The organism is Aerococcus tenax (genome assembly GCF_003286645.3).
Classification (GTDB): Bacteria; Bacillota; Bacilli; order Lactobacillales; family Aerococcaceae; genus Aerococcus; species Aerococcus tenax.
Window position 1 is genome coordinate 1,655,919 of sequence record NZ_CP127382.2, and the last position, 13,392, is coordinate 1,669,310.

14 protein-coding genes are annotated in these 13,392 nt (G+C 45.4%); 2 read left to right on the forward strand and 12 right to left on the reverse strand.

The features are described from left to right. Positions 1-93 precede the first annotated feature (93 nt). The 6 genes from acpS to DBT50_RS07760 form a co-directional block, all read right to left on the reverse strand. A complete protein-coding gene (gene acpS, locus DBT50_RS07735) occupies positions 94-450 on the reverse strand; it encodes a holo-ACP synthase (RefSeq protein WP_111852119.1) in 357 nt (118 codons plus the stop codon). 13 nt (positions 451-463) lie between these two features. Then, positions 464-1,990: a DEAD/DEAH box helicase gene (locus tag DBT50_RS07740; RefSeq protein ID WP_111852118.1), complete on the reverse strand. Its 1,527-nt coding sequence runs from the start codon at positions 1,988-1,990 to the stop codon at positions 464-466. Positions 1,991-2,120: 130 nt separating this feature from the next. Next, positions 2,121-3,524 (reverse strand): UDP-N-acetylmuramoyl-tripeptide--D-alanyl-D-alanine ligase, encoded by a 1,404-nt coding sequence (locus DBT50_RS07745; RefSeq protein ID WP_224785042.1) that lies wholly within the window; start codon positions 3,522-3,524, stop codon positions 2,121-2,123. Further along, the gene (locus tag DBT50_RS07750) at positions 3,514-4,584 is read right to left on the reverse strand and encodes a D-alanine--D-alanine ligase (RefSeq protein ID WP_111852117.1); all 1,071 of its coding nucleotides are present in this window, start codon (positions 4,582-4,584) and stop codon (positions 3,514-3,516) included. Before DBT50_RS07750 ends, DBT50_RS07745 begins: the two co-directional genes overlap by 11 nt. 2 nt (positions 4,585-4,586) lie before the next feature. Then, positions 4,587-5,162, reverse strand: a complete 576-nt coding sequence (locus tag DBT50_RS07755) for a hypothetical protein (protein WP_111853293.1) — start codon at positions 5,160-5,162, stop codon at positions 4,587-4,589. After that, positions 5,159-5,365, reverse strand: a complete 207-nt coding sequence (locus DBT50_RS07760) for a hypothetical protein (protein WP_111853292.1) — start codon at positions 5,363-5,365, stop codon at positions 5,159-5,161. Before DBT50_RS07760 ends, DBT50_RS07755 begins: the two co-directional genes overlap by 4 nt. A 64-nt stretch (positions 5,366-5,429) precedes the next feature. On the opposite strand from DBT50_RS07760, the gene DBT50_RS07765 reads away from it, so the two are divergent. Beyond that, complete coding sequence (locus tag DBT50_RS07765; protein WP_111852115.1) at positions 5,430-6,140, forward strand: SMI1/KNR4 family protein; 711 nt, start codon at positions 5,430-5,432, stop codon at positions 6,138-6,140. A gap of 438 nt (positions 6,141-6,578) precedes the next feature. Here the strand turns inward: DBT50_RS07765 and DBT50_RS07770 are convergent, their stop codons facing one another. The 6 genes from DBT50_RS07770 to DBT50_RS07795 all read right to left on the reverse strand — a co-directional run bounded on the left by DBT50_RS07770 (position 6,579) and on the right by DBT50_RS07795 (position 12,350). Continuing rightward, positions 6,579-7,286, reverse strand: coding sequence for a class A sortase (locus DBT50_RS07770; RefSeq protein ID WP_013670108.1), 708 nt, complete (start codon positions 7,284-7,286; stop codon positions 6,579-6,581). A gap of 191 nt (positions 7,287-7,477) precedes the next feature. Then, positions 7,478-7,744, reverse strand: a complete 267-nt coding sequence (locus DBT50_RS07775) for a type B 50S ribosomal protein L31 (RefSeq protein WP_013669986.1) — start codon at positions 7,742-7,744, stop codon at positions 7,478-7,480. Positions 7,745-7,848: 104 nt separating this feature from the next. After that, positions 7,849-9,150: a transcription termination factor Rho gene (gene rho, locus DBT50_RS07780; RefSeq protein WP_111852114.1), complete on the reverse strand. Its 1,302-nt coding sequence runs from the start codon at positions 9,148-9,150 to the stop codon at positions 7,849-7,851. A 31-nt stretch (positions 9,151-9,181) separates the two neighbouring features. Then, positions 9,182-10,447 (reverse strand): UDP-N-acetylglucosamine 1-carboxyvinyltransferase, encoded by a 1,266-nt coding sequence (locus tag DBT50_RS07785; protein ID WP_111852113.1) that lies wholly within the window; start codon positions 10,445-10,447, stop codon positions 9,182-9,184. A 772-nt stretch (positions 10,448-11,219) separates the two neighbouring features. Continuing rightward, the gene (gene rpoE / locus DBT50_RS07790) at positions 11,220-11,861 is read right to left on the reverse strand and encodes a DNA-directed RNA polymerase subunit delta (RefSeq protein WP_111852112.1); all 642 of its coding nucleotides are present in this window, start codon (positions 11,859-11,861) and stop codon (positions 11,220-11,222) included. Between the two features lie 48 nt (positions 11,862-11,909). Further along, positions 11,910-12,350: a DUF1934 domain-containing protein gene (locus tag DBT50_RS07795; RefSeq protein WP_111852111.1), complete on the reverse strand. Its 441-nt coding sequence runs from the start codon at positions 12,348-12,350 to the stop codon at positions 11,910-11,912. A 181-nt stretch (positions 12,351-12,531) separates the two neighbouring features. Between DBT50_RS07795 and DBT50_RS07800 the strand changes: the two genes are divergently transcribed. Then, positions 12,532-13,392: a lipoyl protein ligase domain-containing protein gene (locus DBT50_RS07800; protein WP_111852110.1), complete on the forward strand. Its 861-nt coding sequence runs from the start codon at positions 12,532-12,534 to the stop codon at positions 13,390-13,392.

The following is a 13,392-nucleotide window of genomic DNA, read 5'->3' on the forward strand; positions in this document are numbered from 1 at the left end:
AAGAAATAATAAATAAAAAAGCAAAATTAATAAACAAAGAAAAACTACAGCCAGTCGGCAAAATGCTGCCGGAGACTGTAGTTCTAGCATTCTTTATTCTTCTAAGACCACAAAGGCTTGGGCATAGTCATCGGTATGGGTGATCGAAAGAAAAATCTTGCCCGAATAGGCGGCCGTGTTCAGGCAGGGGCGGCCCTTTTGGTCATTTAATATTTCCAGGTCCTGGAAGGATAGGGATAGACCAATGCCGGTCCCCAAAGCCTTAGCAAAGGCCTCTTTAGCTGCCCAGCGTCCTGAAAGAAATTCCATCTGACGCTTCCAGCTGCTATTGGCCTCCATGGCCTCTCGTTCACTTACTGTTAATACCCGATTGGCAAAATCGGGGCGCTGTTTTTGCGCTTTTTCAATCCGTTTGATGTCAACTAAGTCGGTACCAATTCCTTTGATCATGGTCCGCTATCCTTTAACGAATGGTAAATGATTGCTTATTGGATTGGTTTTTAGCCGGCTTGTTGCCTTTCTTAGCCTGGCTGCGTTTTTTGTTGCCGGTGTGCTTAGACTTGCCTTGGCCCTTATTATTTTTAGGTCTTGGCTTAGAGTGGTGATTTCTCCCCTTATGCTGGCCTCGGTTCTTAGAGTGGGACTTGCCCCTGTTTTTGTCAGAACGTTTCCGCCCTAAAGGCCGCTCAGGCGTGATGGACACCTTGACATCATTTTTATCCTTCATTTGTGAGCGAACCACGGCCAGGGCTAATTGTTCAGCAGTATAGTTTTCGCTGAGGTAGTTCACCACTTCTTCATATTGGTCATCACGGTCTTCTTCTAAGAGTTCCTCCACCGCAGCCAGGGATTGCTTGATTTGACCCGTGAAGGCTTCTTCTTCCGTTGGTGGACGGAGGGGAGACATTTTTTTATGGGTTAGGTTTTCAATAGTACGCAAGTAACCCATTTCATGGTTTGAGACAAAGGTAATGGACATACCGCCCTTACCTGCCCGTCCCGTCCGGCCGATCCGGTGGACATAGCTCTCAGGGTCTTGAGGAATATCGTAGTTATAAACATGAGTCACATTACTAATATCTAAGCCACGAGCCGCCACATCAGTAGCCACTAAGATTTCCAAACGACCGTCTTTAAAGTCCTTCATAATGCTAGACCGTTTTTCCTGGGATAAGTCCCCATGGATCCCTTCAGCCTGGTAGCCCCGTTCAATCAGTCCGCGACTGACTTCATCGACCCGGCGTTTGGTCCGGGCAAAGACAATAGCCAGTTTGGCATGGCTGACATCAATAAAGCGGGTTAACAGATCAAATTTTTCCCGGTCATGGCACTTGGTAAAGTACTGGTCGATGGTATCGGCGGTCATTTCCTTGGCTTCAATTTTGACCGTTACCGGGTCTTGCATGAAGTGTTCACCAATGCGTTGGATTTCCTTGGGCATGGTAGCCGAGAAAAGCAAGGTTTGCCGGTTAGACGGAGTAGCACGAATAATGGTTTCAATGTCTTCGATAAAGCCCATATTCAACATTTCATCGGCTTCATCTAGTACCAAGGTTTCGATAAAGTTTAAGTTTAAGACCTTGCGTTTCATTAAATCGATTAACCGGCCTGGCGTTCCCACTACCACAGGGGCGCCTTTTTTAATTTGGTGGATTTGCCGGCGGATATTGGCCCCACCGTATACATTAACGGTGCGGACACCCTTTTCCTTACCCAGGCGGTAAAGCTCTTGTCCATTTTGGATGGCTAATTCCCGAGTTGGCGCGATCACCAAGGCTTGGATATGGTCGGTATGGTGGTCAATTTTATCTAAGAGGGGTAGGCCAAAAGCAGCGGTTTTTCCGGTACCGGTTTGGGCTTGGCCTAAAACATCCCGTCCTTCTAACGCGTAGGGAATGGTTTGTGCTTGGATGGGGGTGGCTTCTTCAAAGCCCATATTCTTGACCGCTTGGAGCAGTCTAGGATCTAAATTAAGTTCTTCAAATTTCATTAACGAAGAGATTCCTCCTTATTATTAAAAAAGAGTCGCCTGCATAAGGCGAGCTCTTATGTTCTTGGTGTATTCACTTGTTCTAGTATAGCACGGATTGCATAAAATTGCTGGTTAAAGCTTTTTATCCTTAAGCTTTTAAGGCAGCAACGACTTCGGCCAGTCCCATACCGTGGCTAGCTTTGACGAGAATTTGGTCTTGTGAATGGACTTGGTCTAATAAGTCCTTAATTAAAGTGGCCTTATCTTCAGGATAGTAATGAATTTTGTCTTCGGGATAGCCCTTATCCTTTAGGGCTGTAGCCAAGGCTTGCATCTCCTGACCATAGAGATATACCCCGTCAATATGCGGGCTATCAATCTCCTCAGCAATGCTAGCATGCATGCTGGCGCTGTACTTACCTAATTCTAACATATCCCCTAAGACCAATACCTTATGGCTGGTGACAGCGGGACGTTCTAATTGTGAGAAATTACGGATAACTGCCCGCATAGCACTGGGGTTGGCGTTATAGGTATCGTTGAGAATTTGGATGTCATCCTTACCCAGCAACCACTCACTACGGTTGGCCGTTAGCTTAAATTGACTCAGGGGCGTTTTAATTTGTTCCACCGCTAAGCCTTGGCTATAGGCGACCGCACAGGCCATCAGAGCATTCTTCACATTATAGTCGCCACTCACAGGAATGGATAATTCCACATTGGGGGACAAGTTGGTATAAAAATGGGTGTGCTCGCGCTCATTGACAATATTTTCGGCATAGACATCCTCAGAGTCATCCAGTCCTACCCGGATCTTTTTGATTTCCGGCATGTCGACCACCGCTTGGTCAATCAAGGGCTCGTCGCCTGGGTAAATGAAGGTGCCGTCTTCCTTTAAGCCTTCTAGGATCTCTAGCTTGGCCTTGGCAATATTTTCCCGCGAGCCGAGAAATTCAATATGGCTCTCCCCGATCATAGTAATCACCGCAACATCCATGGGACAGAGTTGGGCGAGGAAGCGAATTTCACCAGGTCCTGACATCCCCATTTCGACTACCAGGACTTCAGTATCTTCCGGCATGGAGAGGATAGTAAAGGGAACCCCCAGTTGGTTATTATAATTGCCCTGGGTCTTATAAACATTAAAGGTGGTTGATAAGGTAGCCGCGGTCATATCTTTAGTAGTGGTCTTGCCAGCGGAACCGGTAACGGCAATCACCTTAGGCCCAATGAGACCTAGATAATATTTGGCCAGATCAACAAAGGCGGTGAAGGTATCTTCCACCTGGATAACCGGGATCTGGCTAGGAGCATCGGCGGGATCATTGGCCCACAAGGTGGCTTGAGCCCCATGGTCGATGGCATCTTGAATAAAATCGTGGCCATCCCGGGCAGCTTTTAGGGGGATAAACAAGCCCCCTGGCTTGATTTCCTTAGAATTAAAGGCTACCGACGTAATCAAGTTATGGGCAGCTGTGGAATCATAGTCCAGGGCCCCCACGGCTTTGACAATCTCATTGATGGCTAATGCTTTCATCTGATCACTGCTCATTTTTCAATCCTTTATAAGTTTCAAAACGTTCTAAGCCTAATTGGATTAATCTTTCCAGCAATTGGTCATAAGGAATACCAGTCGCTTCCCATAAGGATGGATACATGGACCATTGGGTAAAGCCAGGCATGGTGTTGACTTCATTGATGTAGATATCCATATTATGGGTGACAAAGAAGTCCACCCGGGTTAAGCCACTAGAATCGATAGCAGCATAGGCCTTAGCGGCATAAGCGCGGATCTTATCCATAATCTCACCAGGTAGGTCGGCAGGAATGGCTAATTCTACGGTATTATTGATGTATTTTTCTTCGTAGTTATAGAAACTCTTAGACTTGACCACTTCACCGGCTACTGAGGTTTCAATGGCATCATTACCGAGCACGGCTACTTCTACCTCACGGGCTTCTACCCCTTGTTCCACAATTACCCGGCGGTCATAATTAAAGGCCAGCTCGATGGCTTGGATTAATTCCTCCCGGTCGTTGGCACAGGAAATCCCCACACTAGACCCTAGGTTAGCGGGTTTAACAAAGATGGGATAAACCAATTCCCCTTCAATTCGAGTGAGGCTTTTGGCCCGTTCTTGGTCCCATTCATAATGGGTGAGCGAGGTAAAAGGTACTTGGGGAATTTGCGCTTGTTGGAAGAGTTGTTTGGAAATAATTTTATCCATGCCCGCTGCACTAGCTAGAACACCCGCGCCCACATAAGGCACATTCAAGCTTTCAAATAAACCTTGAATCTTACCATCTTCTCCGTGGGGACCATGTAAGGCTGGGAAGGCAATAACTTCTTCCCCATTAAAGACCTGACAAGGACTAACTAAGTCGCCGTGTTCAGGGTCATTAGCGTCCAATTCAGGATTAAAACGGAGCGGAAGGTCCGCTTCTGGAGCTCGGTCAATCGCCGTCCCCTTAATCCATTGGTTGGCCTGAGTAATATAGACAGGCAACAAAGTATGCTTTTGATAATTAATATGCTTGATAATTGATTGCGCCGTCATAATAGAAATATCATGCTCAGCACTTTGTCCTCCGTATAGTAAGACAATCTTCATAATTAGCCTCCAAATATTTCGTTCGAAAGTTCTTTAATCGACCAACCCTTCGCTGAATCATAGGTCAGCTTGGCTAATAACTTCGCCTCTGATAGTCGATTGATGGTTTCATCCACTTGGTCCTCTGCCAAATAAATCGGAATAACTAGGTCACTTTGCCGGGCCCAATCCACCTGGGAAAAATCAAAAATCGCCCCTTCGTAAAGCAAGGGTCGTAATTCTTCTATGGTTTCCAGTGAGGGGAGAGGGATTTCCTTAGTGCTTAAAGAACTGCTTAAGAAAAACAATGGCCGCTTGCCTACCCCGCTATCTTCCACACAAGCCTTAATTCTAAGTGCCAATTGGTAGAAAAACTCATTGATATAGCGATAATAAACCTTTACCAGATGATTTTCCATGGGTAGGCAGACATAATTATTCTGTAATTTATAAAAGAAGGGTGAATGCCAGTGCCGGTTGGCATGACTCAGATAGAGCATTTCGGCGATTTCACCGGGATCTAACTGATGCAGTAACTCCTGAGAATCATAGTCAATCCATTTGACATGGGGATTAGCCACGCTTTCCTGTTCAATCAAGAAATCAGAAACGCTTTTTCTCCGCGAATCAGCTCAAAACGTGTATAATCATCAAAGGAGCCCATATCTTTAGGGCTAGACAGGAGCACTAAATTACGGGGCAACTTCTTCATGGCCTTTTTCAGGTGCAAAACCCCTAGACCACGACTGGTTACATGATTACTTGTTGGTTCAAGCAAAATATAAATATAATTCACAACCACCAGCTCCCTCCTCACAGTACCATATAATGATACCAAACTTTAGACAGGAGTGACACATCTTTTTATGAAAGGCGCTCATAATATTCACTTGCTCGCCCTCCCCTTCCAAAAACATTACTATACTTATCTCTCACAAAGGCCGATCAAAGGGGCGATTATGGTCCATGACCTCCCTATCGCCTATCACAACTTAGTCAACCAAGTTAATGGCGGCTATAGCTCTAAGGGCTATTTCAAAAGCCCTAAACCCAGTCCTGATGCCCTGGATGCCGTCTACATTCCCTATATTGCCGGACTCTATCCCAGACCCGTCAACCGCCCCTACCTGGTCCCCAACCTTTTGGACCAAGAGAGTTTCCAATTTTCCCAGGAATTGGGCGACCATGACATTATCTTCTATGAAGACCAGGCCGCGGTGGCCTACCTAGCCTTCCCCAAAAACTTAAAGGAAAGCCAGAGTGAGCCTAAAGTTTACTATCAGAATTTTGCCACTGGACAAAAACTCCTACTGGCTGAAGACTTTCAAACTTTTCTTAGCCTGGGGCAAAAACGGCACTTTCCCCTACCCGCTCCCCCGATCGATAGCTACCACCGGGCTAACGCCGCCTTTCTCCACGTCAATGGTGTGGCTGATTTAGACAGGCTCCTCAAACGTTACCGGCGCCATCCCAACCAGGCCTGGTTTTTAAAATGGGTCACTTACTTTAGCCAGCACCCAGAGGAAAGCTACCGTGACCTGACCCAGGCCTACCTCAAAGACTTGGAAAAGAAATAAATCACCAACAATCGCTCGAGTCAGACAGCAAAACACCTTAAGAAGACTGCTTCAATCAAGCCTTCTTAAGGTGTTTTTTTGCTTGTGTTTAATGCCAAGTTTCATCCGCTAGTCCAGATTAGTCAGGCTTAGGCTTATTATTGACTAGCCGGGAGAAGTGAATACTCAATGAGTAAAATTCTTTGAAAGCGCTGTTTTTTGTTAGGCTAAGGATGTAACAATTATGTCATAAAAAGCCATTCATTAAGAGGAGGAAAACTTATGAAAGAGAACAATAACAATACCCTGCGCTATGTTTTAATCTTTGTGGTGGGTTTAATCATCGGCTTATTAATTAGAAGTTTATTTATGTAATCGCGACAATCAAAAAACTGCCCCCTGTCAAATAGACAAGCGGCAGTTTTTTATGTTGGGGGATAAATTCCTAAAAATCGCTGTTTAGCTGAAGTATTCAATCACTTCTTTAGGCGCCTTCTCAAATGGCCATTGTTTAACCAACTTTCCTTGGACGATATAACGCATGGCGGCGGAAGTGGATTCTTCACAAGTCACTAGGGTCACTATCGGCTCCTTGGATTCAAGCGTCACCATATCTACCCGACTAGGATCGGTTTTTTGGGCATAGAAGGTTTCATACTCATAAATGTTCTTCATATCAGTCAAGTAAATCTTATCCCCTAAAGAAGTATTTTCCACCATAGGGGAGAGCAACAAGCCTGGCGCAATCGCATCCATATTATGACTAGCCAAGGGGTAATTATTAACCCCCATCTCTTGGTTGGGGTAAAAGGTTCCTGCCCCACTCAAAAGAACACTCTCGCTTAAGCCATTCATGACCGAAATCGAAATATTTTGTTTGGGCATAGCCAAGGCTCCGATCACATTGAGTTCGTCACTGCCCTCACGGATTCGTTTCCGGGCTGCCCGGACCATTTCAGGGGTTACCATAGTCACTTGGTTAGGGTCGTAGTTCCCTGAGTTATCTTCCTGGTTCTTGAGGACTTGATCACGGTCGACATTGCTTAGGGCATAAGTTTTTTGGTTGATATACACTTGCACAGCGGGAACATATTGGTAAATGATAAAACCGATTCCTACAAGAATCAGGAGAATGCCCAATATGCGGCTCCAGTTAATCTTCTTCATAATAACTCCTTTATTTGGCCTAACGAAATCGTTCTAATTATTACCCACCTATTATAAAAAAACAAGTCAGGAAGGTGAAGTAAAGACTTTTATAGAAAAGTTTAAGTAAATCCTTAAGAATTCATAAGCGGAAGTCACCAGGTATAAAAAAAGAGCTTGACATGAATGGCAAGCTCCTTTTTGTAATCTTATTAGTCTTTTTTGGCGTTGGCGTCGGCAAAACCGTATTTCTTGTTGAAACGGTCCACACGTCCATCGGCTTGAGTGAATTTTTGACGTCCGGTATAGAATGGGTGGGAGTCGGAAGAAATTTCCACACGAATCAATGGATAAGTGTTGCCGTCTTCCCATTCAACGGTTTCATCAGAAGTTTTTGTGGAACCAGATAGGAATTTAAAACCTGTACTTGTGTCCATAAAAACGACTGGATGGTAATCTGGATGGATATTTTGTTTCATTAGTCGTCTACTCTCCTTTGCGCCCTAAATCTTTTTCAATTTAGAGATTATTTTTACATAACAGCAATATATTATCACAGAGTTTTTTTGATTTCAAGACTTTTTTATTTTTCTTTCAACGCTTGACCAAAAGAAGCCAAGCGTTCGATAAATTGTTGGTTAGTCTGGGTTTGTGATAACTCATGGATGAAGCTCTCGGTATACTCTTGGCTATTCCCCTGCATGCCTTGGCGGAGTTGCCAGAGGGCTTCTAGGGCTTGGTCACTTAAGAGTAGTTCTTCCTTGCGGGTGCCGGATTTCTTAATATCAATGGCTGGGAAAATCCGACGCTCGGCCAGTTGCCGGGACAGGTGTAATTCCATATTGCCGGTGCCCTTGAATTCTTCATAGATCATGTCATCCATCCGCGACCCGGTATCGGTTAAGGCGGTAGCTAGGATGGTCAAAGAGCCGCCATCTTCAATATTTCTAGCGGAACCGAAGAAGCGCTTGGGGCCGTATAAGGCAGCCGGATCCAACCCTCCGGATAGGGTCCGACCAGACGGGGGTTCAATCAAGTTATAGGCCCGGGCTAAACGGGTGATGGAATCCATTAAGACGATGACATCCCGCTTATCTTCGACCAAACGCCGGGCCCGTCCCAAGACCAATTCAGCCACCCGGACATGGTTATCAGGTTTTTGGTCGAAGGTTGAGCTGACCACTTCCCCTTGGACACTGCGCTCGAGGTCAGTCACTTCCTCAGGACGTTCATCGATTAAGAGAATAATTAATTCTGCTTCGGGATAGTTTTCACTAATACCGTTGGCGATTTCTTTTAATAAGACAGTCTTGCCTGCCTTGGGAGGGGCCGCAATTAAGCCCCGTTGGCCGAAACCGACTGGGGCGATGAGGTCAATCATCCGGGTAGATAGGCGCTTAGGCGCCGATTCTAGGCGCAGGGCCTGGTCAGGATAGATAGGCGTTAGGGCGGGGAAGTGCGAGCGCTGTTTAGCTTCTTCTGGGTCCTTGCCGTTAACCCCATAAACATGCATCAAACCCAGATAGCGTTCATTGTTCTTAGGCGGCCGGGCAGTCCCAGAGACCAAGTCTCCATTCCGTAAGCCAAAACGCTTCATTTGCGAGCTAGAAATATAAATATCCTCCTGGCTAGGAGAATAGTTAATTGGGCGCAAGAAACCAAATTCATTGCCGGTAATATCCAAGATGCCCTCAACTGAAAAATAGCCCTGGCTTTTTTCTTGGGCCCGAATAACAGCCAGGATCAGTTCCTTTTTATTCATCTGACTATAATAGGGAATCTTATATTCCTTGGCATAGTCATAGATTTGCTTGAGGGTGAGGCCTTCCAGATCTTCCCAGGTTAAGAGCTCATCTTTTTCAAATTTTGCTTTCTTCTTAGTCATAGGCACCCTTTCTTATAAGGAGTAGAGGCCCTTAGTCGTCGATATCAACCAGGTCGATCTTGGCTCCTAATTTCTGTAATTTTTCACAAATGTTATCGTAACCCCGTAAGATGTGCTCCGCCCCATAGAGGTCGGTCCGTCCAGAAGCAGCCAAGCCGGCATTGATCAAACAAGCCCCTGCTCTCAGATCAGAGGCAGTGACCTTGGTACCGGTTAAGGACTTAGGACCCTTGATATGGATGGTGTCGTCTACCACATGGATATCGGCTCCCATCCGTTGTAATTCAGGGACATGGTTGACCCGTTTAGGATAGATGGTGTCCTCGATCACGCCACTACCATGGGCAGTGATCAAGAGCGGGGTTATCGGTTGCTGGAGGTCGGTGGCAAAGCCGGGATAAGCCGCGGTTTTAATATTGACCATCTCCAAGTCATCAGATTGGGGATGGACATAGATCTTGTCTTCGTAAACATCCATCTTGACGCCCATTTCGCCCATTTTAGCTACTAAACCTTCAATATGTTCAAAGATCACGTTCTTCACATAAACCCCTTGGCCAACCAGGGCAGCGGCAGTGAGATAGGTTCCCGCTTCAATCCGGTCGGGGATAATGGCATGGCTGACCCCGTGTAAGTGGTCAACCCCTTCGATCCGGATGGTCGAGGTCCCTACCCCTTTAATGTTAGCCCCCATTTTATTTAAAAGGGTAGCCACGTCAATAATTTCAGGCTCCCGGGCGGCGTTATCGATCACCGTTTGCCCCTTAGCCTTGACAGCCGCTAACATAATATTAATAGTCGCTCCGACACTAACGACATCCAGGTAAATATCAGCCCCAGTTAAGCCATTAGGGGTGGAAAAGTGGATGGCGCCATTTTCGCTTTCAATCTTAGCGCCTAGGGCTTCAAAGCCCTTAATATGGAGGTCAATAGGACGGGGACCGAGGGAACAACCACCTGGTAGCCCCACGGTGCCCTCGCCATATTTAGCCAGTAAGGCCCCCATAAAATAGTAGGAAGCCCGTAAACTTTGAATCTTCCCTTCAGGCATGGGGATATTTTCCATTTGGCTAGGGTCAATACGTAGGACGTGCTCTTGGAAATCAGCACTCACATTAAAGTCTCTTAAAATACTAATCAGCGAATCAACATCATCAATCGTTGGAACAGCCTCTAAGACAACAGGACTATCTGCCAGAATAGCAGCAGGAATCAGCGCCACTGTACTATTCTTAGCCCCAGAAACTAACACTTCTCCGCTAAGTGGTCGTCCGCCTTCGATAATAAATTTTTTCATTTCGTTGATAAAATTCCTTTCACAAGTGAGGATTTGAGGATTGGGGGGTAAAATAATTATACTGATTTATTGTATACTAAAATACCAAGTCAGTCTATATCGATGTATTCTCGCTTTTAAGTTATTCTGGCTTAAATCTTTTTCTTAGTAAAAGTAAAAATAAAAGCAAATCCAATCCCTTTCTCTCCCTAAAAGCCCTTGGTATCAAGCCTAATGCCCTCTCAATCAAAACAAGATCCAACTAATGAAATCGATCACAAGATCATCCAGCAGTTAAAGCCCTGATAAAAGCCCTCAAAAAATTCTTAATAAAAAATTTAGCCTTTTTAACAGCTAAATTGAAAACCCCCAATACTCTTTCTAAAAAACTTTGTGAAGGAAAAGAGTGCGACGAGTGTGCCAAAAGGCAAGACCGCTACGCATACTATATCTGTAACTCGCTCCGCTTCGAACAGCTATAGCAACTGGAGCTAAAGGACAAAAGATTTATCAAAGAGAATTCGTTGACCTTTAGTGAAGTGGACGCTTGCCTTGCACCCGGAGCAGGTTTGAAAAGGATGTGAGGACGCCGTCAGAGACTTGAATTGCTGGAGGAAAATATCATAAGCACAGGGAGCTGTGCGTTGGGATTTTCTGAAGCAACTTCAAGGCTGGCGTCCGAGCTCAACTAAAGAGTGCGACAAGCGCAAAAAGAGGAGAAACTTAATATACAAAAAAGACTGGTTTTATACCAGCCTTCTTAACTTTGGTCACACGTTTTTTCGATAAATTATTAGAAGTCGTGGTCGTCTTCCTCTTCGTCTTCCAAGTCCTCATCATCGAGAATGGTTAAGTCGCCTTCCAGACCATCTTCTAAGTCATCTTCAGTTTCATCATCACCTAACTCATCCAAGTCCGATTGATAATCTTTCAATTCGTCATTTTCGTCACTATCTTCATCGTCGTCATCCACGTCGACATCGTCATAGTCTGCTTCATCGTAATCGTCATCATCAAAGTCTGCTTCATAAGCATCAACATCTTCTGGATCATCAGCATTGTAGTCGATCATGTCCTCATTGCCTTCATCAAAGACATTGACTTTCTTACGACGGGAAGTCTTATGTTTTTCTTTGATATCTTCATCATCCATGGAAGAAACAATGGCTTCGTTAATGGAATCAATTGGGTACCAAGCCCGTAAGCCCCAGCGGTTTTCACCCAAGGAAATGAAACTCCCATCAGTATTTAATTCGGTATAGAAGGTGACCATGCGTTGAGCCACTTGGTCATCGGTCAAGTCAAGATATTCTTGCACAGCTGCTAATAATTGATTGAAATCATAAACTTCATTACTCTCAGCCAAAATTTCATAAGCCACTTCTAATAAAGACAGCTCCTCCTTATTTTGGTGGTCTAGGCGTTGTAAGTTCACTCAAGCGTCATCCTTTCAGGCTAAAAAATTTGTCATACTCTATCTATTTTACACTACATCATAAGTATATTTCAATTGCAATTGATATTGACCCAATTCTTGGTCCAAGTCTTCAAAAATTCGGTAGTGACAGTTAATCCTGCCCCCTCCTTCAAACTCTTCCACCTTGAGCTGGTCCAGTTCACTGGCCAGGCTTAAGTTAGGCAAACCCTTGATCCGGTAGAGAAAGCTCTGCCTTTTTCCCAATGCTAAGGGGATAGTGGCCTGGACAGATTGACCTGAGCGCTTAATGGTTAGGCCCTGCTTGTGGTCAAACTTCAACCGCACCCGGCTCTTAGCTCCTTGAAAATCTTCTTCATATTCAATAAAGAAAGCATGGGGGTGGGCAAAGTAAGTGCCTTTTTGGTCGATGATCAGTTCCTGCTTTTCCCCCGCTTGCTTGATGTGGTTGACGCCACGGATATGAATGGTCTCCTTCATTCTGCTCATTAGTCCACCTCTTCACTCTTTCACTGTTTGTTACTAATCAGTCTATTTCTCTTCATTGAGTATAGCATAGGTGAATTTTTTTAATAAAGTCAAGGCTTTTTCCTGGTTGTCTAGTCACTGAGAGGGGCTTTGTTTATTCACTTTATGCTATAATATAGGCAAATTATCGAGGAGGGATTGCATGTTAATCAAGAATTATCTTCATCAAGGGCCAGGGCTCAGAATCGCCCGTCTCAATGTGCACTACGCCAAGGAGACGCCCTTACTCCCTTTTGCCGTTGACGACTACCTATTAAATGGTCTCAACAAGGAAGCCCTCCCCTACGATTTGATTTTACACACCTGGACCACCGACCCCACCCTGATTCTTGGTATGCAGGACACCCGCCTGCCCTACCTGGACCAAGCCCTAGCAGCCGTCGAAGAAAAAACCCCCTACCAAGCGGTGGTGCGTCCGGCCGGGGGACTGGCGGTCATTAGTGAACCTGGGGTAGTGAATTATACCCTCCACCTGGGCCCCCATAGTTATCCCGATAAGCTAAGCATTGACCAGGCCTACCAAATCAAGGTCCAACTCCTCCAGGACTTACTGGCCCCCTACCAATTGCAACTAACCACCGGGGAAGTCAGTGATTCCTACTGCCCGGGTAAATTTGATGTCAGCTTGGCAGGTAAAAAAATTGCCGGCATTGCCCAAAGACGGATTGGCGGGGCCATTGGAATCTTTACTTACCTTTCCCTTTATGGCCAGCAAGATTACCGTGGTCAAGTGGTGAAAAACTTCTACCAATTAGGTAAACAAAACCAAGCGACAAAAACCAAGTACCCTATCATTAACCCCGATAGCATGGCCAACCTCAAGGCGAGCCTGCCCAGAATCCAAAGCACTGACCAAGTGACCGAGGCCCTGGAAGGAGTCATTAGCCAAGACTTAGGGACTTCTTTTGAAGAGATTGACTTGGCGACTTTAGACCAAAAGATCTTACATGACCAGGTCCAACGCATGATCAAACGTAACCAACGTTTAACTGAAGGAAGGTAG

Bases quoted from the DNA above. Each gene is read 5' to 3' on its own strand.
- acpS (WP_111852119.1), bottom strand. From the start codon at position 450: ATGATCAAAGGAATTGGTACCGACTTAGTTGACATCAAACGGATTGAA.
- DBT50_RS07740 (WP_111852118.1), bottom strand. From the start codon at position 1,990: ATGAAATTTGAAGAACTTAATTTAGATCCTAGACTGCTCCAAGCGGTC.
- DBT50_RS07745 (WP_224785042.1), bottom strand. From the start codon at position 3,524: ATGAGCAGTGATCAGATGAAAGCATTAGCCATCAATGAGATTGTCAAA.
- DBT50_RS07750 (WP_111852117.1), bottom strand. From the start codon at position 4,584: ATGAAGATTGTCTTACTATACGGAGGACAAAGTGCTGAGCATGATATT.
- DBT50_RS07765 (WP_111852115.1), top strand. From the start codon at position 5,430: ATGAAAGGCGCTCATAATATTCACTTGCTCGCCCTCCCCTTCCAAAAA.
- DBT50_RS07770 (WP_013670108.1), bottom strand. From the start codon at position 7,286: ATGAAGAAGATTAACTGGAGCCGCATATTGGGCATTCTCCTGATTCTT.
- DBT50_RS07775 (WP_013669986.1), bottom strand. From the start codon at position 7,744: ATGAAACAAAATATCCATCCAGATTACCATCCAGTCGTTTTTATGGAC.
- rho (WP_111852114.1), bottom strand. From the start codon at position 9,150: ATGACTAAGAAGAAAGCAAAATTTGAAAAAGATGAGCTCTTAACCTGG.
- DBT50_RS07785 (WP_111852113.1), bottom strand. From the start codon at position 10,447: ATGAAAAAATTTATTATCGAAGGCGGACGACCACTTAGCGGAGAAGTG.
- DBT50_RS07795 (WP_111852111.1), bottom strand. From the start codon at position 12,350: ATGAGCAGAATGAAGGAGACCATTCATATCCGTGGCGTCAACCACATC.
- DBT50_RS07800 (WP_111852110.1), top strand. From the start codon at position 12,532: ATGTTAATCAAGAATTATCTTCATCAAGGGCCAGGGCTCAGAATCGCC.